The sequence below is a fragment of the Chryseobacterium sp. SIMBA_028 genome (assembly GCF_046535285.1).
Taxonomy (GTDB): Bacteria; Bacteroidota; Bacteroidia; order Flavobacteriales; family Weeksellaceae; genus Chryseobacterium.
Genome location: NZ_JAWRWZ010000792.1, coordinates 1 through 239, shown reverse-complemented (window position 1 = coordinate 239; position 239 = coordinate 1). Strand labels below are relative to the sequence as shown.

The window sequence follows — 239 nt, the reverse complement described above, 5'->3', positions numbered from 1 at the left end:
CCTCGGTTAACGCCGACCAGGCCGCCCACGCCGCCGTAGACCCAGCTCTGATCCGCGACCCCACCCGAAATGGTCGTATTGGCCGAGCTGTTGCTGATCGTCCCCAGCTTCTCCGGACGGCCCGCAATCGTGTAGCTTTCGCCGACGAGCCCGCCCATCGCCAACGTGGCCCAGCTGCCCGCGATGCGCCCCGTGACCGACGACCGATCGATGTCGCCGCCGAGGTTGGAGCCCACGAG

General features: G+C 68.6%; 1 protein-coding gene. It reads right to left on the bottom strand.

Translation table 11 applies throughout. The features are described 5' to 3' along the window. Positions 1-239 (bottom strand): GLUG motif-containing protein (locus SCA31_RS25400; RefSeq protein ID WP_410699698.1); only part of this gene is annotated, 239 nt, incomplete at both ends.